The sequence below is a fragment of the Demetria terragena DSM 11295 genome, from assembly GCF_000376825.1.
Classification (GTDB): Bacteria; Actinomycetota; Actinomycetes; order Actinomycetales; family Dermatophilaceae; genus Demetria; species Demetria terragena.
In genome coordinates this window covers 721,939-746,186 of sequence record NZ_AQXW01000004.1, presented here as the reverse complement: position 1 = coordinate 746,186, position 24,248 = coordinate 721,939, and the positions used below count along the sequence as shown (strand labels likewise).

26 protein-coding genes are annotated in these 24,248 nt (G+C 64.6%); 13 read left to right on the top strand and 13 right to left on the bottom strand.

Annotated features, from left to right (window positions below; all coding sequences use genetic code 11):
• Positions 1-3 precede the first annotated feature (3 nt).
• The 3 genes from F562_RS0107660 to F562_RS0107650 all read left to right on the top strand — a co-directional run bounded on the left by F562_RS0107660 (position 4) and on the right by F562_RS0107650 (position 2,686).
• Entirely contained in the window at positions 4-804 is an 801-nt protein-coding gene (locus F562_RS0107660) for a DUF817 domain-containing protein (protein WP_018156362.1), read from the top strand.
• Positions 805-1,014: 210 nt separating this feature from the next.
• A complete protein-coding gene (gene recA, locus F562_RS0107655) occupies positions 1,015-2,091 on the top strand; it encodes a recombinase RecA (RefSeq protein WP_018156361.1) in 1,077 nt (358 codons plus the stop codon).
• Between the two features lie 7 nt (positions 2,092-2,098).
• On the top strand, positions 2,099-2,686 hold the full coding sequence (locus F562_RS0107650) for a regulatory protein RecX (protein ID WP_018156360.1): 588 nt from the start codon (positions 2,099-2,101) through the stop codon (positions 2,684-2,686).
• A 29-nt stretch (positions 2,687-2,715) separates the two neighbouring features.
• Here the strand turns inward: F562_RS0107650 and F562_RS0107645 are convergent, their stop codons facing one another.
• From F562_RS0107645 to F562_RS0107635, 3 genes are read right to left on the bottom strand one after another with little or no spacing between them, the layout of a single operon-like run.
• Positions 2,716-3,525 carry an IclR family transcriptional regulator gene (locus tag F562_RS0107645; RefSeq protein ID WP_018156359.1) on the bottom strand — a complete coding sequence of 270 codons (810 nt, stop codon included), beginning with the start codon at positions 3,523-3,525 and terminating at the stop codon, positions 2,716-2,718.
• Positions 3,526-3,584: 59 nt separating this feature from the next.
• Complete coding sequence (locus F562_RS0107640) at positions 3,585-4,757, bottom strand: SRPBCC family protein (RefSeq protein WP_018156358.1); 1,173 nt, start codon at positions 4,755-4,757, stop codon at positions 3,585-3,587.
• Between the two features lie 11 nt (positions 4,758-4,768).
• The gene (locus F562_RS0107635; RefSeq protein ID WP_018156357.1) at positions 4,769-7,222 is read right to left on the bottom strand and encodes a GcvT family protein; all 2,454 of its coding nucleotides are present in this window, start codon (positions 7,220-7,222) and stop codon (positions 4,769-4,771) included.
• Positions 7,223-7,450: 228 nt separating this feature from the next.
• Here F562_RS0107635 and F562_RS0107630 point away from each other — a divergent pair, with 228 nt between their 5' ends.
• Positions 7,451-7,789, top strand: a complete 339-nt coding sequence (locus F562_RS0107630; RefSeq protein WP_018156356.1) for a bifunctional 3-phenylpropionate/cinnamic acid dioxygenase ferredoxin subunit — start codon at positions 7,451-7,453, stop codon at positions 7,787-7,789.
• Positions 7,786-8,955 carry an NAD(P)/FAD-dependent oxidoreductase gene (locus tag F562_RS0107625; protein ID WP_040385262.1) on the top strand — a complete coding sequence of 390 codons (1,170 nt, stop codon included), beginning with the start codon at positions 7,786-7,788 and terminating at the stop codon, positions 8,953-8,955. Before F562_RS0107630 ends, F562_RS0107625 begins: the two co-directional genes overlap by 4 nt.
• A gap of 8 nt (positions 8,956-8,963) precedes the next feature.
• Here F562_RS0107625 and F562_RS0107620 read toward each other — a convergent pair whose 3' ends face one another.
• From F562_RS0107620 to F562_RS18450, 3 genes are read right to left on the bottom strand one after another with little or no spacing between them, the layout of a single operon-like run.
• On the bottom strand, positions 8,964-9,539 hold the full coding sequence (locus F562_RS0107620; protein ID WP_018156354.1) for a helix-turn-helix domain-containing protein: 576 nt from the start codon (positions 9,537-9,539) through the stop codon (positions 8,964-8,966).
• 8 nt (positions 9,540-9,547) lie between these two features.
• Complete coding sequence (locus F562_RS0107615; RefSeq protein WP_156822576.1) at positions 9,548-9,976, bottom strand: VOC family protein; 429 nt, start codon at positions 9,974-9,976, stop codon at positions 9,548-9,550.
• Between the two features lie 40 nt (positions 9,977-10,016).
• Positions 10,017-10,883: a LysR family transcriptional regulator gene (locus F562_RS18450; RefSeq protein ID WP_018156352.1), complete on the bottom strand. Its 867-nt coding sequence runs from the start codon at positions 10,881-10,883 to the stop codon at positions 10,017-10,019.
• A 72-nt stretch (positions 10,884-10,955) separates the two neighbouring features.
• On the opposite strand from F562_RS18450, the gene F562_RS0107605 reads away from it, so the two are divergent.
• The 3 genes from F562_RS0107605 (at position 10,956) to miaB (ending at position 13,800) form a co-directional block, all read left to right on the top strand.
• On the top strand, positions 10,956-11,741 hold the full coding sequence (locus F562_RS0107605; protein WP_018156351.1) for a class I SAM-dependent methyltransferase: 786 nt from the start codon (positions 10,956-10,958) through the stop codon (positions 11,739-11,741).
• Positions 11,742-11,825: 84 nt separating this feature from the next.
• The gene (locus tag F562_RS0107600) at positions 11,826-12,233 is read left to right on the top strand and encodes a VOC family protein (RefSeq protein ID WP_018156350.1); all 408 of its coding nucleotides are present in this window, start codon (positions 11,826-11,828) and stop codon (positions 12,231-12,233) included.
• Positions 12,234-12,282: 49 nt separating this feature from the next.
• Complete coding sequence (gene miaB / locus F562_RS0107595; protein WP_018156349.1) at positions 12,283-13,800, top strand: tRNA (N6-isopentenyl adenosine(37)-C2)-methylthiotransferase MiaB; 1,518 nt, start codon at positions 12,283-12,285, stop codon at positions 13,798-13,800.
• Positions 13,801-13,805: 5 nt separating this feature from the next.
• Here miaB and F562_RS0107590 read toward each other — a convergent pair whose 3' ends face one another.
• Positions 13,806-14,699 (bottom strand): patatin-like phospholipase family protein, encoded by an 894-nt coding sequence (locus F562_RS0107590; RefSeq protein WP_018156348.1) that lies wholly within the window; start codon positions 14,697-14,699, stop codon positions 13,806-13,808.
• Positions 14,696-15,577, bottom strand: coding sequence for a LysR family transcriptional regulator (locus tag F562_RS20765; protein WP_026181093.1), 882 nt, complete (start codon positions 15,575-15,577; stop codon positions 14,696-14,698). Before F562_RS20765 ends, F562_RS0107590 begins: the two co-directional genes overlap by 4 nt.
• Positions 15,578-15,650: 73 nt before the next feature.
• Here F562_RS20765 and F562_RS0107580 point away from each other — a divergent pair, with 73 nt between their 5' ends.
• The 3 genes from F562_RS0107580 to F562_RS0107570 all read left to right on the top strand — a co-directional run bounded on the left by F562_RS0107580 (position 15,651) and on the right by F562_RS0107570 (position 18,921).
• Positions 15,651-16,892 carry an MFS transporter gene (locus F562_RS0107580; RefSeq protein WP_018156346.1) on the top strand — a complete coding sequence of 414 codons (1,242 nt, stop codon included), beginning with the start codon at positions 15,651-15,653 and terminating at the stop codon, positions 16,890-16,892.
• Between the two features lie 119 nt (positions 16,893-17,011).
• Positions 17,012-18,088, top strand: coding sequence for a tryptophan--tRNA ligase (gene trpS, locus F562_RS0107575; RefSeq protein ID WP_018156345.1), 1,077 nt, complete (start codon positions 17,012-17,014; stop codon positions 18,086-18,088).
• 20 nt (positions 18,089-18,108) lie between these two features.
• Entirely contained in the window at positions 18,109-18,921 is an 813-nt protein-coding gene (locus F562_RS0107570) for a hypothetical protein (protein WP_018156344.1), read from the top strand.
• A gap of 56 nt (positions 18,922-18,977) precedes the next feature.
• On the opposite strand, the gene F562_RS0107565 is transcribed toward F562_RS0107570, so the two are convergent.
• From F562_RS0107565 to F562_RS21270, 3 genes are all read right to left on the bottom strand, one after another.
• The gene (locus tag F562_RS0107565; protein WP_018156343.1) at positions 18,978-20,150 is read right to left on the bottom strand and encodes an RtcB family protein; all 1,173 of its coding nucleotides are present in this window, start codon (positions 20,148-20,150) and stop codon (positions 18,978-18,980) included.
• 90 nt (positions 20,151-20,240) lie between these two features.
• A complete protein-coding gene (locus F562_RS20110) occupies positions 20,241-20,534 on the bottom strand; it encodes a hypothetical protein (protein ID WP_018156342.1) in 294 nt (97 codons plus the stop codon).
• 270 nt (positions 20,535-20,804) lie between these two features.
• The gene (locus F562_RS21270) at positions 20,805-20,930 is read right to left on the bottom strand and encodes a hypothetical protein (protein ID WP_018156340.1); all 126 of its coding nucleotides are present in this window, start codon (positions 20,928-20,930) and stop codon (positions 20,805-20,807) included.
• Positions 20,931-21,075: 145 nt separating this feature from the next.
• Here F562_RS21270 and miaA point away from each other — a divergent pair, with 145 nt between their 5' ends.
• Together miaA and dapF are read left to right on the top strand one after the other, a co-directional pair.
• Positions 21,076-22,008 carry a tRNA (adenosine(37)-N6)-dimethylallyltransferase MiaA gene (miaA, locus tag F562_RS0107545; protein WP_040385606.1) on the top strand — a complete coding sequence of 311 codons (933 nt, stop codon included), beginning with the start codon at positions 21,076-21,078 and terminating at the stop codon, positions 22,006-22,008.
• Positions 22,005-22,865, top strand: a complete 861-nt coding sequence (gene dapF / locus F562_RS0107540) for a diaminopimelate epimerase (protein ID WP_018156338.1) — start codon at positions 22,005-22,007, stop codon at positions 22,863-22,865. The genes miaA and dapF overlap by 4 nt, the downstream gene beginning before the upstream one ends.
• Here the strand turns inward: dapF and F562_RS0107535 are convergent.
• The gene (locus tag F562_RS0107535) at positions 22,846-23,472 is read right to left on the bottom strand and encodes a class I SAM-dependent methyltransferase (protein WP_018156337.1); all 627 of its coding nucleotides are present in this window, start codon (positions 23,470-23,472) and stop codon (positions 22,846-22,848) included. The genes dapF and F562_RS0107535 overlap by 20 nt on opposite strands.
• Positions 23,469-24,239 (bottom strand): hypothetical protein, encoded by a 771-nt coding sequence (locus tag F562_RS21160; RefSeq protein ID WP_018156336.1) that lies wholly within the window; start codon positions 24,237-24,239, stop codon positions 23,469-23,471. Before F562_RS21160 ends, F562_RS0107535 begins: the two co-directional genes overlap by 4 nt.
• Positions 24,240-24,248 lie beyond the last annotated feature (9 nt).

Genomic DNA, 24,248 nt, shown 5'->3' with positions numbered 1-24,248 from the left:
GTCATGGACCGCGGGTTGCCCTATGCCTTCACTCAGCTCCTGCGGTTTGCCTGGCTTGAGGTCCGTGCCTGTTCCTTTGCCATCGTGTTGGTGGCAGCCATGGCGATCACGGTGGTGGTACCCCTGCCCATCGCGCGGTACGACGCCCTCCTGCTCGTGGGAGTTCTGACCTCACTGGCGTTCTGGCTTCTGGGTCTGGAGACCGGCCGGGAGTTGATCGCGATCGCCGGATTCCACGTCACGGGACTGGTTTTCGAGATCGTCAAGGTAAATCTTGGCTCGTGGACCTACCCGGATCCGGGTGTGCTGACCATCATGGGAGTGCCGCTTTTTAGCGGCTTCATGTATGCCGCTGTGGGGTCCTACATTGTGGCGGCGTGGCGGTTGTTCGACTTACGACTGACGTCCTATCGTGCCGTCGCAGTCAGCCTGATCGGGGCTGGCATCTACCTCAACTTCTTCACCCACCACTGGATCATTGATCTGCGCTGGGTGCTCGCGGTGATGTTGCTTGCGGCCTGCTGGGGGACGTGGGTGCATTTCACAGTGGGGACGGAGCGATATCGAATGCCGCTGACCTTGGCGTTCGTCCTCATCGGCTTCTTCATTTGGGTCGCGGAGAATCTCGCGACCTTGTTCGCCGCCTATCGCTACCCCGATCAGGGCGATGGCTGGACGATGGTTCACGTCGGGAAGTTCGGGTCGTGGGCGCTGCTGGTGGTCGTGTCCTTCGCGATGGTGGCCGCGTGGAAGGGGTCGTCGTTGCGCGAGTTGAGTCACCCGGATTCTGCATCGACGGACTAGTCGGCGTGTCGCTTGCTTCGTACGCGTGTTCGCATACTGTTGTCCACAGGTCTTGGTTCGATGGCCGCTTTGTCCACAGCGTGTGTGGCACATCTAGGCGGCTGTCGGTGCCAACTCCTAGCGTCTGACGCACCTCGTCATCCCTGAGCACGCCGGAATGACGAACCGTCGCCGGTAGGCGCGCTCATACGACACTGAAGGAGCCCACGCATGGCAGCCAATCTCAAGTCCGTCAACACTGGCGGAGACCGGCAGAAGTCGCTTGACGTCGTTCTCGCCCAGATCGAGAAGTCGCACGGAAAAGGCGCGGTCATGCGCCTCGGCGATGACACCCGACCGCCGATCAAGGTGATCCCCACCGGATCTATCGCGCTCGACATCGCTCTCGGTGTCGGTGGACTCCCTCGGGGCCGCGTGGTGGAGGTCTACGGACCGGAGTCCAGCGGTAAGACCACGGTGGCTCTGCACGCCGTAGCCAGCGCTCAGCGAGCTGGCGGGATCGCAGCGTTTATTGACGCCGAGCACGCGCTTGACCCGGAGTACGCCAAAAGGTTGGGCGTGGACACCGATGCACTGTTGGTGAGCCAACCCGATACGGGTGAGCAGGCGCTAGAGATCACCGACATGCTGATTCGATCAGGATCGCTCGACATCATCGTGATCGACTCCGTTGCAGCGCTGACGCCTCGCGCGGAGATCGAGGGCGAGATGGGCGACAGTCACGTGGGCCTGCAGGCTCGCCTGATGAGTCAGGCGCTACGCAAGATCACTGGCGCGCTGAACCAGTCCGGAACGACCGCGATCTTCATCAACCAGTTGCGCGAGAAGATCGGCGTGATGTTTGGTTCGCCGGAAACCACCACGGGTGGAAAGGCGCTGAAGTTCTACGCCTCGGTCCGACTCGACGTTCGACGCATCGAAACGCTGAAAGACGGGACCGACCCCGTCGGTAACCGTACCCGCGTCAAGGTGGTTAAGAACAAGATTGCGCCGCCGTTCAAGCAGGCCGAGTTCGACATCCTTTACGGCCAAGGCATCTCACGTGAAGGTGGCTTGATCGATATGGGCGTCGAGCACGGCTTCGTGCGCAAGTCGGGTGCTTGGTACACCTATGAAGGTGATCAGCTCGGGCAAGGCAAGGAAAACGCCCGGCAGTTCCTCCGGGACAACCCAGAGTTGGCGGACGAGGTCGAGGCGAAGGTCAAGGCCAAACTCGGCATCGGGCAGCCGCCTGCTGGGGAGGAACCTGTCGAACTAGCGGACGAGCAGGTCCCGGTCGATTTCTGAGCGGTTGATGAGTCAGCCACGACGTGGCCGGGCCGCGGCGTCGTTCCCCAGCCGGGGGCGGCGCCGCGGTGCCGAACCACCTGTCGCCGGTGCGGCGGCGGTCGACCCGGAACCCGACGCCCGTGAAGTCGCGCGCGCGATCGTCTTGCGCCAACTCACGATGGCGCCCCGGAGCCGGGCACAACTTGAAGACAAGCTTGCGGCACGAGACTGTGATCCACGAGTCGCGGCCGAGGTCTTGGATCGCATGGAAGATGTCGGTCTGATTGACGATGAGGCCTACGCGCAATCCCTGGTCCGTTCACAACAGGCGTCGCGGGGTCTTGCCCGGCGGGCCCTGCGTCACGAACTACGCCGCAAGGGAGTCGATGACGAAATCTCCGACGCGGTGCTCGACGACGTCAGCGATGAGCACGAAGAGGAGCAAGCTCGAGAGCTGGTCGCCAAGAAGATGAGGTCCCTGCACGGCAAGGATTCCGCGGTGCAGACGCGCCGACTTGCCGGGATGCTGGCGCGCAAGGGCTACTCCTCAGAGTTGTCCTGGCGGGTGGTCCGCGAGGCCGTGGCAGATGCCCCCGAGCATCAACGGGACTGACGCACTCACGGGACTGAGATCAACGAGGTTTAGTCGTCCTGAGGGCGCTTGCCGCCGAGTCGCAGACTAATGGCGTCGGCGGCATCGACGACGACAGACGCGACGTCGCTGAATCGTTCCGGGCCAAGGCGATAGGCCGGCCCGGACGCTGACATAGCCGCCACGAGTGCGCCGGCGTGGTCATAGATGGGTGCGGCGACCGCGTTGAGGCCGATCTCGAGTTCCTCTTCAACGGATGTCCACCCGCGGGCCCGCGCTTCGTCGAGAGTGTCTTCGAGGGTGCGCAGGTCGGTGATGGACCGGTCGGTGAAGCCCTCGAGTTTGCGGCCGACCTGGCCCGCCAGTGCGCGGCGGTCGTGGGCGAGGAGGAGCGCCTTGCCGCTGGCTGTCGCGTGCGCCGGGCTACTTTGCCCGGTCCAGGACCGAAGTGCGACCTCCGCCACGGACCGCCCCTCTGTGATGTTCACCACGCGGGGGCCGTCGAGGACGGCGATGTTCGTGGTTTCCCCGACCTGCTCGGCGACCTCATCGCAGGGTGCCTGCCCCATACGGGCGAGATCGATTTGCGCGAAGGCCTGCCCGGCAAGTCGGGTCAGGGCAAAACCGAGGCGGTACTTTCCCCAGGTATCGGTCGGTTCGACAAAACCACGAGCCTCCAACGAGGCGAGCAGGCGAGAAACGGTCGACTTGTGAACCCCAAGGTGCGGGGCGATATCTCCCGCTCCGGCGACCCCCAGCGTGCCGAGCGCCTCAAGCACCTGCAAGGCCCGATCAACAGACTGAACCGGCCCGGCGTGAGTTCCTGGCAGGACCTGAAAGGGTGGTTCGCTAGAAGGCATAGGCCCACCATGTTAGGCCGTTGGGCCCGAGTACCCGGGGCTGGCCCGCTGGCTATCCCCTAATGGGGCGGACCCACGCGCTCGGTGACCCACTCATGAAAGTCCAGGATGTGATGCTCGGCCGGGACAAGGACGCCGCCATTTCGGTAGGCGCGTGATGACATCGCGGGTTGGGTGCGTTCGCAGGCCTCGAAATCCTGAACGTTGACTCGGTGAAAGAGCTCGACGGAGGACTCGACCCCCTCGATGCCGGGGGCGAACAACCAGTCGCAGATCACCGTGGTGCGGTCGGGTGCCAGAGGGAACATCCGATGCACGATCACGTGGTCGGGCACCAGGTTGAGGAACACTCCCGGACGCACCGTGATGGCGAAGTAGCGGCGGTCCTCGGCCTCGGTCAGGCCGGGGAGGCGACCGAATCCTTCATGGCCGTCAACGGTGAAACCGTCGATTTCAGAGCCGAATTCGGCGCCATGACCCACGTGATATTGCGCGGCAAGGCCCTGCGCGAATTCGGGAAGAACCTCGGTGAGCTCGGGGTGGATGGTCGCGCAGTGGTAGCACTCCATGAAGTTTTCAATGATGAGTTTCCAGTTCGCGGCGACGTCGTAGACCTGGCGGTGCGCCACGACCAGGTCTGTTGCCCCGTAGCGCTCGACGGTGTCAGAACTCCCCAATCGCTCGGTGACCGAACCGATGACCGTGTCTTCGAAGGAGGGCGGCTCGTCAGCCAGGCACACCCAGGCGTACCCGAGCCACTCCCGAAGGTGGACCGGGACCAAGCCATACTGCTGTCGATCCAAGGAGCCGTCGATATCGATGGCGGCCATGTTGGGGGCGGCGATGAGTCGGCCGTCGAGGCCGTAGGTCCAGGCGTGGTAGGGACACTGCAGGTTACGACGGACCTGACCAGAGTCTTCTGTGCAGAGCATCGCGCCCCGATGGCGGCAGATGTTGAGAAAGGCCCGCAAGCCACCGTCGCGGCCGCGGACAATCAGGACACTCTCGCGTCCGATCTGCACGCGTTCGAAGGCGCCGGGCGCGGCGAGGTCGCTACTGCGGACGGCGCACATCCACTCGGCCTCGAACAGGCTGGCCTGTTCTGCGGCAAAGTAATCCGCCGCGGTGTATGCCACCCCGGGCATGGTGGGCTGCAATGGCTCGACGCCCTCTGGGGCCGCAGGAGCGTCATCGACGAGGCCGTGCTCGATCGGGGATGAAGTCGTGGTCATGGGGCGGTTCCTTAGCGGCGAATGTACGAGGCTTCGGGGTCGACCGCTGGCTCCGAGTGGGTGGTCGCAGACAGTCGGTCCCCGTGATAATTGATCTCCACCTTCGAACCGGGCTCGAGGCCCGCAGGCAACCAGGCCAACGCCAGGGTGCGGCCAAAAGCGGGGGAGTGGCCCGCGCTGGTGACGTAGCCCACGGGGGCGCCATCGACGTAGGTGGGTTCATGTCCGAGTACTGCGGCATCGGGGTCGTCCAGGACAATGGTTTGCAGACGCCAGGGATCCGCATTGGCCCGAGCGACGGCGTCCTCGCCGAGGAAGCCACCTGATTTGCGCAACGCAAATCCCACCCCAGAAGCCACCGGCCCGTGATCCGAGTTGAGGTCGGGACCCGTTGCGCGGTAACCCTTTTCGAGGCGGAGCGACTGCAACGCGATGCGTCCGGCCGCGATGACTTGGCTGGCCTGGCCGGCCTCCCACAACAGATCCCAGAGCTTCTCACCGAATTCGGCTGAGGTGTAGATCTCCCAGCCGAGGTCGCCGACGTAGGACACCCGCTGGATGAGGACGGGGATTGGCCCGAGGAAGGTCTCCACGGCGCGGAAGACCTTCAGTCCTTCGTGCGAGATGTCGGCGTCCAGGAGCGGTTGCACGACATCGCGCGCCTTCGGGCCCCAAATCCCAACACAACAGGTTCCGCCGGTGATGTCGCGTACGGACACCGAGTGGTCGGAGGGCAGCCGTCGAGTAAGACGGTCAAGGTCGAGCGGGCCGTTGGCGCCGACTTGATATCGGTCCTGCGCGAGGCGGGTCACGGTGAGGTCGCTCAGCACTCCACCGCGTTCGTTCAACATGAGCGTGTAGGTGACCGAGCCCACGGATTTGTCCACGTTGGCCGTCGTCAAGTCCGTGAGGAATGCGGCGGCGCCTGGACCCTCGACCTCCAGCCGGGTCAGTGGCGTCATGTCGTACATCGCAACGCCTTGGCGGGTCCATGCGGCCTCAGCGATGGCAATAGGGGACCAGAATTGCGCGCTCCACTCATCCCGCTCCGGGATGTGGAGCCCCTCGGCAGTGAGCCGGGAAAGGAGATCGGCGTTGGCTTCGTACCAGGCAGGTCGCTCCCAGCCGCCGCCCTCGAAGAAGAAGGCGCCCAATTCGCGTTGACGAGCAACAAAAGGACTAGTGCGCAGTCCGCGTAGGCGCTCGCGGAATTGGTGCGGGTGCAGGATGTCGTAAACCTCGCGGAAAGCCTGCGCGCTGGTATCGCCGACGAACGTCGAGCTCAGGGCGCTCTTTTCGAACCGATAAAGATCGCAGCCAGCCACGTCGACATCTGGGGTCCCCGTCGTGATCCACTCGGCCATCGTGCGCGCGACGCCGGCCGAGTGGGTGACCCAGACAGCCTCGGCGACCCACAGGCCGGGGAGGTCGCGGTGTTCGCCCATCATCGGGCCGCCGTCGGGCGTGAAGGAGAAGATGCCATTGAACCCGGAGCGCACTGAGGCTGAACGCAAAGCGGGTAGGAGCCGCTGGGAATCCTCCCAAGACGGAGCGAAGTCTTCTTCCGTGAAGGCTTGGGACGACGGCATGTCTGTGGCGTCCTGGTCAAGCCGGGACATGTCGATCGGCATGGGGCGGTGGGCGTACGAGCCAATTCCCAGATGGTCGACGTGCTCTCGGAAGTACAGGTCGCGGTCTTGATGCCGCAAGATCGGCAGCCGCGCCTCTTCTGTTGGGCTGGCGCCGTTTCGTAGGACCTCAAGGGGTGTCGTGCGCGCGTACTGGTGCGCCATGGGAACCAGCGGAACGGTGAGCCCGACCGCCTTGCCCAGTTCTGCTCCCCAGAATCCCGCGCAGAGGACGACGACATCGGCTGGCACGACACCGTCGGTGGTGCGCACGCCGGTCACCCGAACGCCGTCGTCCTCGACGCCGAGGACTTTCTGATTCCCCACAAAAGTGGCACCCCGCTCGGTGGCGCGATGGGCCTGAGCCTCCACGGCACGGAGAGCCTTCGCTAGACCGTCGTCTGGTGTGTAGAGGCCGCCGAGGATGGTCTCGACATCGAGCAGCGGATGACGCCGCACGCACTCCTGCGGGTCAATGACTCGGGCGGTAAAGCCACAGGACTGCGCCCAGCCGGCACGTCGGTGGAGTTCGACGAGCCGCTCAGGTGTGGTGGCCACCTCAAGTCCGCCAACCGGATTGAAACACCAGCCGTCCGGGTGGCGCAGGGAGTTGAACTTGTGCACGGTGTACGACGCGAGCTTGGCCATGGTGCGAGAACCATTGGTGCGAAAGACCAACCCGGGCGCGTGGGAACTTGACCCGCCGGTGGCGAACAACGGGCCTTGGTCAAGGACCGTGACATCGGTCCAACCGCGCTCGGTGAGTTCGTCGGCGAGGGCAGATCCCACGACTCCTGCGCCGACGATGACGGTGCGGGACTGGGGCTTCGGGGCCATCCAGGACCCTCCTTGAAGATTGCGTATAGCGCGCCAGCGTGCAGAGGACGCAATGAAAGGGTGAGGGTGGGCGCGCGCGCCTGTCAAGACTTTGACCAGGTTTCAGACCGGGAAAATTCGTTCGGCGCGGACGCTTGACGACGCCCCACGCATTCTTCATCCTGTTGCGAGGGATGCGACCATCGTGCATATGGCGCAATCCATACCTCGAAGAATGTTGGAGCAGTCGTGACCGTGACGAGCCAGTCAGTATCAGCCGCGGTAGCCGTGGCAAACCTCGACGATCTGCCGGTCGGAGAGTCCATGACCGTCGATCTTCCGGGTCAACCGCGTATTGCCATTTTCAACACCGCCGACGGCGTCTATGCCATCGATGACACCTGCACCCATCAGGACGCCTCGCTCGCCGACGGGTGGGTCGAAGATTGTGCCGTCGAGTGCCCCTTGCATGAGGCGTGCTTCGACCTGCGCACCGGCGTCCCGAATGGCCCGCCGGCGAAGACGCCGGTACGCACCCACGACGCACAGGTTGTCGACGGTCACATCTTTCTCACGCCGTCGGCATGACCCAAGTAGATGTGGTGGTGGTCGGCGCTTCGCTGGCCGGAGTCACGACCGCTCGTGCCCTGAGCGAACTCGATAGTTCGTTGGACATCGTGGTGGTCGGTGATGAGCCGCACCTGCCGTACGACCGTCCGCCCTTGTCGAAGTCCTTTCTCCAGCTCGGCGACATACCTCCGCTTCCCGACCCACTGGTGGCCGATCAGGAGCCCCTCGGTGTCTATTGGCGTCTCGGTGTGCGGGCGGAGTCCCTCTCGACTGAGGACGGACCGTGCGTCACGCTCTCTGACGGTGAGGAGTTGCACGCGCCGTCGGTGGTGATTGCCACGGGCGCCACCGCACGCCGGCTGCCGGGCAGCGGGCTACTTGGTGTCTATGTCTTGCGAACGCTCGATGACGCTCATGCCTTGCGCGCGGGTTTTGAGTCGGCTCGCCGCGTGGTCGTCGTCGGTGCCGGATTCATTGGCGCCGAGGTCGCTTCCGCTGCCCGAGAACGTGGCCTGGAGGTAACGGTCGTCGAAGCGACGAGCTCTCCCTTGGCGAATGTGTTGGGTGCGAGCGTCGCCGAGCGATGTGTGGGCGAGCATGAGAAGCACGGGACGCGGTTGCTGCGTGGTGTAGGTGTCGCCGGGTTCGTGGGCCACCAGCGCGTGTCGGGCGTCCGCTTGGACACCGGTGAAGTGCTCCCTGCTGACGTCGTGATTATTGGTGTCGGCGCAAAGCCTGAGGTGCGTTGGCTGCGCGATTCGGGAATCCCGATCGATCAGGGCGTTCTGGTCGACGAGCAGGGCAAGACCTCGGTGCCTGGAGTGTGGGCTGCCGGGGACTGTACGCAAACCTGGGACGACGGTCTTGGGGAGTATGTGCGTTCTGAACACTGGACTCACGCCATCGTGCAGGGTCGCGCAGTGGCCCGGTCTGTTGTCGGGCTAGAGCCGCAAGCCGGTCAGGTGCCCTACTTCTGGTCGCACCAGTACGACACGTGGATTCAGATGGCCGGTCATGTCGCGCCCACGGATGAGATACGTGTCCTTGATGGTGACCTTGCGGAGGGGCCGGTGCTGGTCGCGTACGAGCGGGCTGGCGATGTCGTTGGTGTTTTGGCCATCGACAAGCCGAAGCAGTTCACCCGTGCCCGTAAGGCGCTTGATCGTGGGTTGCCGCTGTGGTGAGCTCGGCCTCATGACCCCAGTGCGACCGTGCGGATGAAGGTGCAGGGTCGCGGACCCGCGTTGCGGTAGACGTACGGGCGGTCGGAGTCCAAGCGTGCCGAGCCTCCGGAGGGCACCACCACCTGAAGTTCGTCTGCCTCCAGCGTGAGGGTGCCGGTGGTCACCACGAATAGTTCTTGGGACCGCGGTGGATCGGCGTGCCCGTGATAGCTGTCGCCCGGCAGGAGTTTCCAGCGCCATAGGTCCGCCGTGCGGCCGGCCGTCGAGGCGAGCAGGTGTGCCGAACTGCCTGCCGCGCTGGACCAGACAAGCACCTGTTGGCCTGCGGTCAACGTCGCGATGGGCGACGGCGACGCCCTGTCGGCGAGTAACTCCGTCGACTCGGTTCCTAACTGTCGGGCGAGTCGGGTGATCGAGACCAGGCTTGGGTTTGCCTGACCGTGTTCGATCTGGGTCAACAACCGCCGACTGATCCCAGCTCGGTCCGCGAGCTCTTGCACGGTCAAACTCTGCTCAATCCGTAAGGATCGAATGCGCGTGCCGACACGGACGAGGAAATCGTCGGCCAGGGCGCCGTCATCCATGGGCTTGATCAGACTGAGAAGAGCTGTGACAGGTCGCGAAACGCCTTGAACTCCAACGCATTTCCTGACGGGTCAAGGAAGAACATGGTCCACTGTTCGCCGGGCTCGCCTTCGAAGCGGACATAGGGCTCGATGACGAAGTCGGTGCCGGCATCCGTGAGGCGTTTCGCGAGCTCCTGGAATCGGTCCGGGTTGAGTACGAGGCCGAAGTGGGGAACGGGAACGTCGTGTCCATCAACAGGATTGGTGCCGGCGACATGGGCGGTGTGATTGTCGACCTGATGGGTGACGACCTGGTGGCCTTCGACATTCCAGTCAGTCCAGCGGACATCGGAGCGCCCGCGTCCGAAGCCCAGCGTGTCGCCATAGAAGGCGCGTGCTGCCTCAATGTCATGAACGGGGATGGCCAGGTGGAAGGGGGGAAGCGATTCACTCATGATGTGCAGAATAGTGCGCATCTTGTGAGATGTAAAACGATCACCTGGTGGGTTGCAGATGCAGCCACTGGCCGAGCGACGACGCGGCGTTGGCGATGCGCGGATCGGGCTCACGGCCCGTCACGAGTGAGAGTGTGATGCGCTGCTGGAACGGCAACCTTTCACTCACTTCGCCCTCGCCAAGCTCATGCGCGAGCGCCGATCGCGGCACCACGGCAAGGACGCTGCGATACCTGGCCATGCTCAGTGCCGTGGGCAGGGTGGGTGCAGGCTCCGCGTGAGCCCCAAGCCGAGCGAGCCGCTCGAGCACTTCAGGGCCGCTGCGGTCGTACGTCGCGACCAGTACTCGCCGCTCGGCGAGCGGGCGTCGCCCCGTGCCGAGACCGGGTGTGTCGTGCTGTCGGAAGAGGTGGAGGGAGTCGCGTCCGAGTGTGGTGACACGAACTCTGCGTGGCAGGGGGACCTGGTCCGCCACTCCGACCACGGCGGCATCGAGTTGACCCTCGCCGACGAGGGTGAGGAGATCAGGGCCGTGCGACACCGTGGGTATGACGCGCTCGCCCAAGAGCAATTCGAGCGAGGGGAAGAGGGAGGGGGCGAGGGAGACGAAGGTGCCTACCCGGAGCGGTTGGGCGTGCGCTGCCGCCGCCGTCGCAGCAAAGACGCCGTCGAGGTGGCCGAGGATGTGTCGCGATTGTCGCGCCATTTCGGATCCAGCGGATGTTGGTCGAGCTCCGGTGGTATCACGGTCGAATAGCACTGTCCGGCAGCGGTTCTCGAGCGATCTAAGGCGCGCGCTCGCGGACGGTTGTGCGATATGCAGCAGACGGGCTGCGGCGCCAACGGACCCTTCCTCGCTGATGGCAAGGACGAGTCGTAGGTCATCAACATTAGGGGTGTCGCTCATAGTCAAATCCTATGAGCGACGGTCAGCAATTGGCGACTACCTGGATGGGTTGATGGCCGCAACGATGGGGCCATGACAACGAAATCACCGGAACCTCTCACTCCTGCGCGGGCTCAGCACTGGCTACGACGGTGGGATGACCAGCAGGCGACCTTCTTCACCGATCGGGAAGAGCGCTTCCAGGTCATCTGCGATGTGCTTGAGGAGACCCTCAGCCGGCCGGACCCCCTTATTGTCGATCTAGGCGTGGGACCGGGCTCGCTGTCTCAGCGAATTCTTGGCCGCATTCCGAACGCAACCATCGTGGGCGCGGACATGGATCCGCTGCTACTCGGTCTGGCGGAGAGTGCGTACGGCAATGACCGCTTCCGGGTTGTCCAGGTCGATCTCCGCTCGGACCGGTGGGTGGAAACACTTGGGCTTGATCGCGCTCCGGACGCATTCGTAAGCACCACTGCCCTGCACTGGCTGGAGCGGATTCCGTTGCAGCGCTTGGTCGTGCAGGCATGCGAGGTGCTGGCGCCGGGTGGCGTGTTCATCGACGGCGATCATCTCTACGCCGTCGCAGACCGGACGGGTGTTGACGCCCTGTCGAAGGCTGTTGCTCGGCGTGCCGCAGAGCGGGTCGGTCGGGTCGAGGCCGAGGACTGGGCAACGTGGTGGCGCGCCGTCGAGGCCGCGCCCGAACTCGCCAGTCTCTGGGCCGCGCGCGATCGAACCGACCTTGAGCACACGGTCAACGATCGCCCGACCGTGGCGGACTATCTGGAAGCCTTACGTGAGGGCGGCTGCGACCAGGTCGGGCAGGTATGGCAGATCGGTGACGACCGAGTGATCGTCGGGCGACGCCCACGCTGAGTCGGCGTGTCGGCACAGTACGCGCGGCGTGGCACTAGCACGACACGCCGACTCAGCCGGGTGGCAGGGAGTACGTTCGTCGGTATGACTGAAGCTCACCCCAAACCCGTCCTCGACCTCGTGGTCATCGACTGCCCTGACGCGGCGGAACTCGCACAGTTCTATGGCGCGATCCTCGGCTGGGAGGTCGAGGAGGGCGCCAACCGGGATTGGGCCAACCTGGCCCATCCCGATGGTGGGGTGTCGCCGGACAACCCTGCGGGACGTACGGCCTTGGCGTTTCAGCGCATCGATGACTACGTGACGCCTACATGGCCTGGCGGCACTCATCCGCAGCAGTTCCACCTGGACCTCTCCTGCCCTGATATCGAGGCGGCCGAGCCAGCGCTCCTTGCTGCGGGTGCCACAGTCCACGAGCACCAGCCGTCGCAGAACGGTGGCTTCAAGGTCTATCTCGACCCCGCGGGGCACCCCTTCTGTCTGATCCGGTGAATCTGCGGGTTCTTCGATCCGGTCATACCGCCGTACCCTGGATGACGCGATGAAGACCTATGAAGTGCGCACCTACGGGTGCCAGATGAATGTGCACGACTCCGAGCGGATCAGTGGCCTGCTGGAGTCGGCTGGATTCCGCGATGTCACGGCACTCGCGACGCCGGAGCGTCCCGAGACGGCCGATGTCATCGTCTTTAACACCTGTGCCGTGCGCGAGAACGCCGACAATAAGCTCTACGGCAACCTGGGGCACCTGCGACCGATCAAGGACGCCAACCCGGGCATGCAGATCGCGGTCGGCGGTTGTCTCGCGCAGAAGGATCGCTCGACCATCGTCGAGCGCGCGCCGTGGGTTGATGTGGTGTTTGGCACCCACAACGTCGGCGCCCTTCCCGTGCTGCTGGAGCGCGCCAGGCACAACGCTGAGGCTCAGGTCGAAATCCTGGAGTCGCTGGATACCTTTCCTTCCACTTTGCCGACCCGTCGCGACTCGGCCTACAGCGGCTGGGTGTCGATTTCGGTCGGCTGCAACAACACCTGCACCTTCTGCATCGTGCCCAGCCTGCGCGGGAAGGAAAAAGACCGCCGACCGGGCGAGATCCTCGCCGAGATCAAGGCATTGGTCGACCAGGGCGTCGTCGAGGTCACCTTGCTGGGACAGAACGTCAACTCCTACGGCGTCGAGTTCGGTGATCGGCTCGCCTTCGGCAAGTTGCTGCGCGCGTGTGGCGATATCGAGGGGCTGGAGCGGGTGCGCTTCACCAGTCCGCACCCTGCGGCGTTCACCGACGATGTCATCGACGCTATGGCTGACACCCCCAATGTGATGCCATCGCTGCACATGCCGCTGCAGTCCGGCTCGGACCAGGTGCTCAAGGCGATGCGGCGCTCATACCGCTCGACCAAGTTCCTCGGGATTCTGGATCGGGTACGCGAGCGGATGCCCGAGGCCGCGATCACCACCGACATCATCGTCGGCTTCCCGGGCGAAACCGAGGAAGATTTCCAGGGCACCCTCGATGTGGTGCGCCAGGCTCGTTTTTCCTCCGCCTTCACCTTCCAGTACTCCATCCGTCCTGGCACTCCCGCCGCGGACCTGCCCGACCAGCTGCCTAAGGCCGTGGTGCAGGAGCGCTTCGAGCGCTTGCTCAAGGTCCAGGAAGAGATGTCCTGGTTGGAGAATCGCGGGGTCGAGGGCCGAACCGTCGAGGTGCTCGTCGCGCCGAGCGAGGGACGCAAAGACGCTGAGACCAAACGGCTTTCAGGTCGAGCGCAAGACAACCGACTCGTACACTTCGCGATCCCGGAGGGTGCAGATAAGCCGCGGCCGGGCGACATGGTCAGTGTGGATGTGACCTACGGTGCCCCGCATCACCTGGTTGCTGACTCCGCGCTTGCGGGCGGGACGTACGCCGTGCGCCGGACCGCTGGCGGCGATGCCTGGGAGGCGCTCCAGCAAGGCGCGGCACCGGGGGCGAGCGCCAAACCCAAGGTGTCGCTCGGAATGCCCTCGATCGGCAAACCAGAGGCTCCCGCGGTGACGACACCAGCGTGTGCCGGCTGAACTGCTCAGCTCAGCCCGAGAAACTCCTTGATCTGGGGCATCTCAGCCTCGGCCTGGGCTTTGCCTGCTTCATGACTCGCTGTCAGTCTGGTGACTTTGCGCTCGGTTCCTGACACGAGGTCGGCTTCGTCAGGCACGAAGAGATAGGCGTCGCCTTGGCTTTCGAGGTCGAACAGTTCTTGCCGGACGGTGTTGTAGCGCTCAGGTCGCTTGACTAAGGCCTCGGCGACCGCGGGGTATTGGTGAAAGGCCTTGGCGGCCAAGCGTTCCTGACGTCCCGGATGCTTAATGAAGTCACGCGGCTGGCTCAGCACGACCAGAAATTTTCGGTAGCCATCGGCCTGAGCCGCTTCCAGTGCGATGCCGCCCGAACGCCCGAGCGCGCCGTCGACATAGAGTTCACCATCGACCCGAATGGGTGGCATCATCACCGGCAGGGTTGAGGAGGCGCGTACTCGCACGAACAAGTCTTCGGGGGTGCTCATCGTGGACCGCCCCCAGTAGATCGTCTCGCCTGTTTCGGCGTTGAGCGCGCCAATGCGTGCTTTGGTCGCGTTGGTGCGAAAAGCCTCCCAGTTGAACGGCAGGACGTTGTCCTCTTGGCCGGCTTCCTCATAGATGAACTGCGCGTTGAAATAGCCATCACCCCGCGCAAAGCTGCGCAGTCCGCCGAAGCGTGGGTCGGCTGCAAAAACAGTGAATGCGGCTCGTGCGCGCCACCGGTCGCGGGTCAGAAAGTTCAGCGACTGACTGGCTCCAGCGGAGATTCCACCCACCCAGTTGGGAAAGACCCCGGCCTCCAGCAGGGCGACGAGCGCGCCGGAGCCGTGGCTGGCGCGCATCGCTCCGCCCTCGAAGATCAGGGCGGTGTCGGTGAGGTTCGGGGCGAAGCGTGTCACCGCCGCAGGCTACTGACCTCATCGGTGCAATCTCGCACCAGGGTTGCGGCGTGGCTCAGTGGATGTTTGCGGGACCACACCAGACCGATGTCTCGACCAGCGTCCGCGTCGTCCAGCGGTACCAAAGTCAAACCGGAGGGGTGACGGGGTTCGGCTTCGTCGGGGAGGAGGCCAGCGCCGGCACCGGCCGCCACGAGCCCAGCGACGGTGGAGAGTTCTTGGCATTCGTACGCGATGTCGGGGGCGAATCCTGCTGCAGCACAGACGTCGTCGAGGACCTGCCGGACGCCAAAGCCCGGTGCCATTGCGATCATGCGCTCGTCACGCAGGTCGGCTATCCGGATGCTCGAACGGGTGGCGTAGGGATGGTCCTGGGGGAGCGCCGCGCATACCCGCTGATGCAGGAGGCGTCGCCAGACCAGCCCTGACTGCGCCGGGCGCGGCGAGACGATTCCCAGATCAAGGCGACCCTCGGCGACACGTCGGCTGATGGCGTCCGAGGCATCCTGGATGAGCTCGCAGCGCAGGCCCGGATCCTTGCGACGGGTGGTCTGGATGATCTCAGGGACGAGCCAAGTCCCAAAGGAGTGGAGGAATCCCAGGCGAACCAACCGAACGCGGTCGCGGCTGTCCCGTAGTCGTTGGGCACCGGTGGCGAGGGCGAGGTCGGCCCGGCGTACCTGCTCGAGGTAGATCCGCCCGGCGTCGTTGAGCGCGATGCGTCGCCCATGCCGGTCGAACAGGGTGGACCCGAGTTCGCGTTCCAGGCGCGCGAGGGCGCGCGAGACAGTGGGCTGGCTCAGATGCAGTCGTGCCGCCGCTGCGGTGACGTTCTCTTCCTCGGCCAGGACGAGGAGCCAACGCAGATGGTCTCTCATGTGCCCCATCTTATGCATCAGGTGTATTAACAGACGAATAGTCATGCATTTCCTTTCGATGGGGAGGTAAGACATGCTGACCGGTATGACGGTGACGGGATATCGCGTGGGTGAACGCGGCTTTCGGCGGATCACCCTTGCGGTCTCCGCGGCCGGAATGACCACCTTTGTCGCCATGTATGCCGCGCAGGCCGTACTGCCGCAGATCGCTACCGAGTTCGACTCCTCGCCCGCCGCGACGGCACTGACGATCTCGGCGACGACCGGCATGCTGGCGCTGATGGTGGTGCCCATTAGCGTCCTCTCCGAACGTTTTGGCCGACTGCGAATCATGTCGGTATCGGCATTGCTGTCGGTGGTCATTGGTCTGCTGCAACCGTGGGCGCCGTCGCTAGAGTTGTTGGTGGCGATGCGCGGGCTTCAAGGGATTGCGCTGGCCGGAGTGCCAGCGACGGCGATGGCCTACCTCGCCGAGGAGGTGCATCCGGACGACGTCGGCGCGGCGATGGGCAAATACATCGCCGGAACCACCTTGGGTGGTCTCGCCGGACGGCTGATCCCGTCGCTCACGCTCGAAGTGGGCACCTGGCGGTGGGGGATGATGGCTGCTGCCGCGGCGTCCTTCTGCTTCGCGACCGCGACTGCCTTTTTGGCGCCGAAGTCACGCCACTTTGTGGCCCGACCCGTGGGGTGGCGTACGACCGCGTCGCACCTGAAGACGCACCTGAAGACGCCAGCGTTGGTGGCGATGTTTGGCACCGGATTCTTGCTCATGGGCGGATTCGTGTCGGTCTACAACTTCCTCGGATTCCGATTATTAGCAGCACCTTTCGATCTCCCGGATGTGGTCGTGGGGCTCATCTTCTTGATGTTCTTGGCTGGAACAGTGTCAGCATCGGCCGCGGGGCGTCTTGCCGATCGACTGGGTCCGCGGCGCGTTCTGGTGACCAGCGAAATGGTCATGCTTGGTGGCCTCCTGCTGACCTGGCCGGACCATCTGGTGCCTGTCCTGATCGGGGCGTTCCTGCTCACGGCCGGATTCTTCGGCGCCCATGCAGTGGCCAGCGGGTGGGTTGGCCGTCTCGCCACGGAACACCGGGCTGAGGCTAGTTCGCTCTACCTCCTGGCCTATTACGCCGGGAGTTCGGTCATGGGGGCCCTCGCGGGACTTGCGTTTGCCGCTGCGGCCTGGACCGGCGTGGTCCTCTATGTCGGGGGGCTTGTTCTCGCGGCGGCCGCACTCGTGGTGGCATCGCAAAGATCGAGGGTGGCGCGGGCTGCTGATACGGTCACGCCATGCGACTCGGTCCTCTGAACTGGGGGTGGCTGTCCTGACGGGCGGCCACCCAATCGACGCATTCATCCCAAGACGCCGCCCTGTGCGGCGTCTTTCTGTATCTGCAGCCGTGCGGGGCCCGAACACCGGAGCTCCATGTGAAAGCACTTCCAGGCACCCAACAGATCGCCGCCGAACGTAGCGCCATCATCGGGGAAGTCATCGACGGCCCACCGTCGCCAGCACGCGACAGGCTGCGGGTCTTGACCGGAGACCGACCAACCGGCGACCTGCACATCGGTCACTACCTTTCCAGTTTGAAAAATCGAGTCACGTTACAGGACAAGGGCATTGAGTCCTTTGTGCTCGTAGCTGACTATCAGGTCATCACGGATCGTGACGGCGTCGGCGCGATCCAGGACAACGTACGCAGCGTGGTCACCGACTACCTGGCCGCAGGAATGGACCCGACGCGCAGCACCATCTTTACGCATTCGGCGATCTCAGAACTGAACCAACTGATGCTGCCGTTCCTCTCGTTGGTCACTGACGCCGAGCTGAGACGTAACCCCACCGTCAAGGACGAACTGGCCGCGACTGATGGGAGGCCCTTGTCCGGACTGCTCCTGACCTACCCAGTTCATCAGGCCGCCGACATCCTGTTCTGCCACGCGAACGTCGTGCCGGTTGGGCTAGACCAACTCCCGCACCTGGAGCAGACACGGGTCATCGCCCGCCGCTTCAACCGCCGCTATGCCGACGGCCACCAGGTCTTTCCCGAGCCCGACGCACTGATCACCTCACTCCCGACCGTCCTTGGTCTGGATGGCGCCAAGATGAGCAAGAGCCGTGGAAACACCATCCCGTTGCGCGCGAGCGCCGACGAGACGGTGGCACTCGTCCGCAAGGCGCGTACAGACACCGACCGGCGAATCACCTTTGACAGAGAGCGCCGCCCAGAGGTTGCGAACCTGTTGACTGTCGGTGCTGCGTTCTTGGGTACGTCGCCGGAGAGCCTCGCTTCGGAGATTGGAGATGCGGGCGGCGCCGAACTCAAACGCCGAGTCGCTAGTGCAGTGAACGATGCTTTGGCTGAGCACCGCCGCCGTCGACTCGAGTTGGAGGCAGACCCCGCCTACGTCGACCAGGTGCTCCGGGCCGGCAACGAGCGAGCCCGAGTGGTCGCGGTGCGCACCTTGGAGACGGTGCGTTCGGTGATGGGCATGACCTACTGACCCGTCACTACAGTGGAAGTGTGCTTCCCCCAGATGACGTCCTTGACCTGTTCGCGGTCCCAGGGGAGGTGCGCCCGCTCCCGGGCGGGCAGGGAAACAGTGTGCTGGCAGGCGATCTCGTGCTGAGCCCCGGCCGCGACGCAGTCGTCGCGGACTTGGTGAGCCCGCCTATTGCCCGGCTTGCGGTGGAGCTGGACACCTGGTCGGGGCGTCGGCGCCGAGACCTTCGTATCGCCGTGCCGGTGCCGGCGCGCAACGGTTCGTGGACGGTCAATGGGTGGGGCGCGAGTCGCTACGAACCCGGAACCCGGGCCTGTACGGATCTTCCGGTCATCCGCGCCACCGGTGCGGTTCTGCATGCGGAACTGTCGCAGGCGGTGACCGAGTGGCCACTAGCCGCCGCGCCGCCAAGCTCCCGATGGGATCGGGCAGAGCGCGTGGCGTTCGGTGAGGACATTCCGGAACTTTCTGAATTTGATGACGAGACAGGAGAATTCGCACGCGCCCTCTTGGCCATACGCACACCACAGCCGGTGGGAGTGCAGCAGCTCGTACACGGCGATCTCGCGGGCAATGTCTTACTGGATGAGGCTGACGCTCCGGTCGTTATTGACTTCGCGCCGTACTGGCGACCAGTTCTCTGGGCCGATGCGGTATGCGTACTCGACGCCGTGATGTGGATGGATGCCGACCCGTCGGCGCTCGATGATTGGCAGACCGGACTTCATCGTCAAGCGATGATCCGCGCCGGGATCTATCGATTGCTGGCCGACGAAGTGCCCGACCCGCGGCCTTACCGCAAGGCGCTGCACTTCCTAATGCGGGGCGATTAAGGCGAGGGTGGCGGGTTCGGGTGAAAGCAGGCCCACCCGAACCCGCCGGAGACTGCTCAGTCGCCCTTGACGTTGACGATCTGACGCAGCGTGTGACGCACCTCAACCAGAGCGGCCGCATCCGTCATCACCACGTCGATGTCCTTGTATGCCTGCGGAATCTCATCGAGAAACGCATCCGTGTCGCGGTATTCGATGCCCGCCATCGCCTCCCGCAACTGCTCATGAGTGAACGTCTTCCGCGCCTTGCTTCGGGAGAATCTCCGGCCTGCGCCGTGCGGAGAAGAGTTGAGCGACACCGGGTTTCCCAGTCCGGTGACGACGTACGACGCCGTCCCCATCGACCCCGGAATGAGCCCGGGGCGACCGGCCTCGGCGTTGATCGCTCCCTTGCGGGACACCCACACGTGCTTGCCGAAGTGGCGCTCTCGCTCGGTGTAGTTGTGGTGACAGTTGATCCGTTCGGCTTCGACGAGTACGTCGAGACCGACCCACCGACGTACTTGATCAGCTACCCGGTCCATCATCTCCTCACGGTTCAGCAGCGCGAAGTGTTGGGCCCAGCGCAACTGCCGAATGTAAGTCGAGAACTCCTCCGTGCCCTCCACAAGGTAGGCAAGATCCTTGTCGGGCAACGAGATCCACCACTGATCGCACAACTTCTGCGCGACCTTGATGTGGTGTTGCGCGATCTTGTTGCCGACGCCCCGTGAGCCAGAGTGCAGGAACAACCACACACGGTCGTGTTCGTCCAGGCTGACCTCGATGAAGTGGTTGCCCGAGCCGAGCGTGCCCAGCTGCAGCGCCCACTTTCCGGCGAACGACGCAGGATCGAAGCCGGACTGCTCCGCCATGTTGGTGAGTTCCGCAATCCGGGCGTGCGTGTGCTCGCGCGTGATCCGCCGGTTGTATCCACCGGCAGACACCGGAACCGACCGCTCGATGTTCTCCCGGAGCGAGGAACGGTCTTCGGGCAGGTCCGCCGCAGTGAGCTCGGTCCGCACGGCGATCATGCCGCAGCCGATGTCGACACCGACGGCGGCGGGCATGACGGCTCCGAGAGTCGGGATGACCGACCCGACCGTTGCCCCCAGACCGAGGTGCGCGTCGGGCATGAGGGCAACGTGCGGATGAATGAATGGCATGGTCGCAGTGCGCTCGGCCTGCTCCAAGGTCGCAGGCTCCAGCAGACTCGCCCAGTTGACGAGCTTGTCGTTGATCTTCTCCATAGCTGCGCTCCTTTCCGAGCGTGTTGGCCTGAGTGTTGACGTCTGAGATTGACAGCCTGGAGGTGTTGAGCGCCAATGGTTTTCGGAGGATCAGGTCTCGGCCCGGAGAAGGTCGTCGAGCAGCCGAAGCCCGTACGCCGCGCTTTGTCGGTGCAGGATGGCCAGGAGCTCGCCAGCTTGTCGGTAGGTGTCCGCATGTCCTGCGGCTGAGGAGCCCTGCACCAGGTCAGCGGGAAGATATCTGGTCACGATCATCTTCAGGTCGGAATCGCCATGGACGATCTCGGGAGCGCGCCCGATCGTGGTCCACGGTGCGAGCCAGTCTCGATGGGCGCGCAACTCGCGTGCGATATGACTGTCGTTCGGGCCGCCAGCCTTAAGCAAGTAGTGCTCGCCCTGGTGGCTAAGTTCCAGGACATAGGTCTGTACGAGATCCCAACTGTGGTCGCGGAGGACGGTCGCACCGGGGAGCCAGTCGGATAGACGGTCGCGTTGGGTTGGTGAGAGCCGCTCCAGAGCTTTGATGGGCCGCCTGCTTGACCGGCGTTTTTTGGCCTGCGCTTACCGAGGCCTCGACACGGCTCGCGCCGGGGCGCTCGCCTGCTCGACCGGCGTGCTGAGGACTCTCAACCAGGTTGAGAGTCCAGTAACGCGCTATTCGGCGTCGCCGGTCTCGGCCTCAGTTGGCGACTGCGGCATACCTTCGTCAGTGGCGTCGTGCTCTGCGACGTCGTCGGATTCGGTCGGGTCAGGGTCCGGGATGTGTGCATCGTTCGACATACCTTCAGGGTCACACTCCTGGCGTCATAACGCCAGACCACCGCGCCTGGATCGGCCCTAACTGCGTTAGGTGCCCTTGACTCGAAAACTTCCCAGTCAAGGGCACCTAACGCAGTTAGGGCAGGGGTGGGGCACGATGGCCAGCATGTCCGGCCACCCCCGCCCTGTGGTCGCGGTCGTTGGCCCGACCGCGACCGGTAAGTCCGATCTGGGGGTGGATCTCGCGCTCCATCTCGGCGGCGAGGTCATCAATGCCGATGCCTCGCAGCTCTATCGCGGTATGGATATCGGCACCGCCAAACTCACCCGCGACCAGCGTCGGGGCATCGCGCACCACCAGCTTGATGTTCTAGAGGTCACCGATGAGGCGAGCGTCGCCGACTATCAGGAGCGCGCCAGGGCGGATATGGCGGCGATCCGGGACCGCGGGCGGGTTCCGATTGTGGTCGGCGGTTCGGGGCTCTATGTCCGGGCCGCGTTGGACCGACTCGAGATCCCGCCGCGGGACCCCCACGTCCGGGCGCGATGGGAAGCTCGGCTCGAACAGCTCGGTGCCGAAGCGTTGCACCGCGAACTGGCCGATTGTGACCCCGAAGCGGCCGATCGGATCATTCCCGCCAACGCCCGCCGGGTCGTTCGAGCACTTGAGGTGATCGAACTCACCGGCCGACCGTTCAGCGCAACCATGCCCACGCGGGAGTTCATCCAGCCCACCGTGATGTTTGGGCTCCGCGGACCGCGCGATGAACTGGATACGCGCATTGAAAACAGGGTGGGCGCCATGTGGCAGGCGGGACTCCTGGATGAGGTGCGCGCCCTCGAACAGCAAGGACTGCGCCACGGCGTCACCGCGAGTCGCGCGATCGGCTATGCGCAGGCGCTCGCCGAACTCGACGGGGTTCTTACGACCGAGCAAGCCCAAGAGCAGACCACCGCAGGCACTCGTCGACTCGTACGCCGCCAGGAAAGTTGGTTCCGGCCAGACCCGAGAATCCACTGGCTGCCCGCCGGACATGCGGACCTGCTCGGCCAGGCGCTGCGGGTCATCGAGGAGAACTCTGCGACGATGGAGACGTGACCACCATCGCGTTCGCCAAAGGCCACGGCACCAGCAACGATTTCGTGCTCGTGCCCGATCTGGACGGCACCATTGACCTCGACCCGCAGACTGTGGCGGCTCTATGCAATCGCCGGTCCGGGATCGGCGGCGACGGGCTGATCAGGATCACTCGCGCTCAGTATGTCGAGGACGTCCCCGCGGATATCGACCCACAGTCCTGGTTCATGGACTACCGCAACGCTGACGGTGGTATCGCCGAAATGTGCGGCAACGGCACCCGAGTGGTCGGTCAATGGCTCACCGAAGAAGGCCTGGTCGATGGCACCTTCGAACTCGGGACCCGCGCCGGAAGCAAGCGAATTCAGGCTGTTAGCAACGGTTTTGGCGTCGACCTCGGTGCCTGGAAGTTGGCGCGTCCTGACGTGGCCAACGAGCGTGGCATGGATTCTGTCGTACAGGTAGTGGGTGCGCCCGACGCGCTTCCTGCGTTGAGCCTTGACCTCGGAAACCCGCACACGGTGGTGGCTCTCCCGCGCGAAACCGACCTCGACTCGCTTGACCTGGCTCGTGCTCCGCATGTCGACCCGCACCCCGACCACGGCACCAACGTGGAGTTCGTGCGTGCCGAGGACGCCGAGCACATCTCGTTGCGCGTCTACGAACGTGGCGTCGGCGAGACACTGTCGTGCGGTACGGGTGCGGCTGCGGCAGCCCTCGCGACCTGGTGGTGGGGCGGCCAGCCCGCCGATCAACTTGATTGGCGAGTCGATGTGCCGGGCGGCACGCTGGGCGTACACATTGACGGGGATCGCGTGACCTTGACCGGGCCCGCCGAGATCGTGGCGCGCGGCCAGGTCACGCTTCCGTACGCATAACGCGAAGGACCCGAAAGCCCTTCCGGTTGGCCTCTCGCTCCACTCGCAGACCACCCTCGACCTCCGCGGACAGTTCGGTGCCGATCCAGGTCTGTAGCGAGTCCGAACCTAGATTTTTCTGCACGACGAGATGGGCTACGCCCGTGGGGGACAGTCGCGGCAGCCAGGCGCGTAGAAGGTCGTGGAGTACCTGCTTTCCCACCCGGATGGGCGGGTTCGACCAGATCTCATCGAACCTCACCTCGACCGGCACCTCCTCCGCGCGGACGGACCGGACCCGATCGGTCCCGAGGCGGGCGGCGTTGCCTCGCATGAGGTCCAGCGCACGCTCGTTGACGTCCAGGGCCCACACGTCCGCGGTCGGCTGTGCCAGGCCGAGGGAGAGGGCGATTGGTCCCCAGCCGCAGCCAAGGTCCAGGTAGGTTCCGGGCTTGTCGGGGAGAGCCACCTCGCGCAGCAACACCGCCGTGCCCGGGTCGAGACGTCCGGGGGAGAAGATGCCCGAAGCGACGTCCACCTCACGCACCGCTCCCGCGAGTTCTACTGTGAGAGAGCGTCGCTCGGCGGCGCTCGCGGGCTCGGCGGAGAAGTAATGGTCCTCAGTCACGGGCGTGGCTCCAACGTCCAGGAGCCCAGTCCGCGTACCGCCACCACAGCGGGGAGCGAGATATCGACGGACTCGTTCAGCGGCTCGTCGCCCCCGATGAGTCGGGACTTCTTCGTGTCGGGAGCGTGGTATATCCGGAAGTGCAGTGCTTCGCCCTTCGACGGGGTGGCCCTGAGCCGGATCGACTTTCCCGGCCCGCTCATGATCATGACGGCGTCGTTCTTTCCGGACTGCGGACCCGGCTTTATCGGCAGGTCGTTCCAGGACGTCAGCCGCAGCGTCCATGATCCCTTCGCACGGACGATTAGCTGCTTTTCGTCATCGCGCTCGGAGATGCTTTCGAGCTGGGTTGTCTTCGCTGGCCCAGTGCCCTCGAACCACGGCTCGTAGCGGCTCGCCTCGGTGAGTAGCACCGGACCTGAGCACTTCGAGCAGTTCAGCTCGACGACGACCGCGCGATCACCGCCGGTGTCATAGGACACGGCCTCGTCACCCGCACCCTGCACCGTCAGCGGTGCGCCATCGCGCACCGTGCCGACATCGCGCTTCTTCTTTGGCACTGAGGGTCTCGTCGGACTCTTCGCGGTCTTCGTCGCAGAGGTCGTGGCCGCCGCGGACGTGCCAGTGGTAGGGGTTGAGCTGCCCTGTGCCGCCGCGGCGGTGGTCGACTCGGTGGTCGGGGCGCTCACCTCGGGGGTGTCGGGCCCGCAGGCGGTCAGCGCGAGCAGGGCCACAGTCGAGAGTGCGACGGAAGAGCGGTGCGGCATACGAGGAGG

Bases quoted from the DNA above. Each gene is read 5' to 3' on its own strand.
- F562_RS0107660 (WP_018156362.1), top strand. From the start codon at position 4: ATGGACCGCGGGTTGCCCTATGCCTTCACTCAGCTCCTGCGGTTTGCC.
- recA (WP_018156361.1), top strand. From the start codon at position 1,015: ATGGCAGCCAATCTCAAGTCCGTCAACACTGGCGGAGACCGGCAGAAG.
- F562_RS0107650 (WP_018156360.1), top strand. From the start codon at position 2,099: ATGAGTCAGCCACGACGTGGCCGGGCCGCGGCGTCGTTCCCCAGCCGG.
- F562_RS0107645 (WP_018156359.1), bottom strand. From the start codon at position 3,525: ATGCCTTCTAGCGAACCACCCTTTCAGGTCCTGCCAGGAACTCACGCC.
- F562_RS0107640 (WP_018156358.1), bottom strand. From the start codon at position 4,757: ATGACCACGACTTCATCCCCGATCGAGCACGGCCTCGTCGATGACGCT.
- F562_RS0107635 (WP_018156357.1), bottom strand. From the start codon at position 7,222: ATGGCCCCGAAGCCCCAGTCCCGCACCGTCATCGTCGGCGCAGGAGTC.
- F562_RS0107625 (WP_040385262.1), top strand. From the start codon at position 7,786: ATGACCCAAGTAGATGTGGTGGTGGTCGGCGCTTCGCTGGCCGGAGTC.
- F562_RS0107620 (WP_018156354.1), bottom strand. From the start codon at position 9,539: ATGGATGACGGCGCCCTGGCCGACGATTTCCTCGTCCGTGTCGGCACG.
- F562_RS0107615 (WP_156822576.1), bottom strand. From the start codon at position 9,976: ATGAGTGAATCGCTTCCCCCCTTCCACCTGGCCATCCCCGTTCATGAC.
- F562_RS18450 (WP_018156352.1), bottom strand. From the start codon at position 10,883: ATGAGCGACACCCCTAATGTTGATGACCTACGACTCGTCCTTGCCATC.
- F562_RS0107605 (WP_018156351.1), top strand. From the start codon at position 10,956: ATGACAACGAAATCACCGGAACCTCTCACTCCTGCGCGGGCTCAGCAC.
- F562_RS0107600 (WP_018156350.1), top strand. From the start codon at position 11,826: ATGACTGAAGCTCACCCCAAACCCGTCCTCGACCTCGTGGTCATCGAC.
- miaB (WP_018156349.1), top strand. From the start codon at position 12,283: ATGAAGACCTATGAAGTGCGCACCTACGGGTGCCAGATGAATGTGCAC.
- F562_RS20765 (WP_026181093.1), bottom strand. From the start codon at position 15,577: ATGAGAGACCATCTGCGTTGGCTCCTCGTCCTGGCCGAGGAAGAGAAC.
- F562_RS0107580 (WP_018156346.1), top strand. From the start codon at position 15,651: ATGCTGACCGGTATGACGGTGACGGGATATCGCGTGGGTGAACGCGGC.
- F562_RS0107565 (WP_018156343.1), bottom strand. From the start codon at position 20,150: ATGGAGAAGATCAACGACAAGCTCGTCAACTGGGCGAGTCTGCTGGAG.
- F562_RS21270 (WP_018156340.1), bottom strand. From the start codon at position 20,930: ATGTCGAACGATGCACACATCCCGGACCCTGACCCGACCGAATCCGAC.
- miaA (WP_040385606.1), top strand. From the start codon at position 21,076: ATGTCCGGCCACCCCCGCCCTGTGGTCGCGGTCGTTGGCCCGACCGCG.
- F562_RS21160 (WP_018156336.1), bottom strand. From the start codon at position 24,239: ATGCCGCACCGCTCTTCCGTCGCACTCTCGACTGTGGCCCTGCTCGCG.